1 protein-coding gene is annotated in these 247 nt (G+C 23.5%); it reads right to left on the bottom strand.

The features are described from left to right. Positions 1-247 (bottom strand): hypothetical protein (locus FDX22_RS30215; protein ID WP_186805436.1); only part of this gene is annotated, 247 nt, incomplete at both ends.

Genomic DNA, 247 nt, shown 5'->3' with positions numbered 1-247 from the left:
TTGCTTAAACCAATTGATGTCTTTTCTTTAGTAAATAAGTGCTCGTATTCTTCATCAGCTGATTTTTTTTCAGAAAGGAAAGTAAATTCTATATTTTCATTGCTAAATTCATTAATATTTGTTTCATGAAGATATAATTCATCTTTATTTTTAATAGCATCACTAACAACATACACATCTACATTTTGATTTACTCTTAGCTCTACGTAATAATCACATATTATATTTTTATCAATATTTTCTATTA

This window comes from Citrobacter sp. TBCS-14, assembly GCF_005280805.1.
In the GTDB taxonomy this organism is placed as follows: Bacteria; Pseudomonadota; Gammaproteobacteria; order Enterobacterales; family Enterobacteriaceae; genus Citrobacter; species Citrobacter gillenii.
The sequence above is the reverse complement of the archived record's forward strand: the minus strand, read 5'-3'. Positions and strand labels throughout refer to the sequence as shown.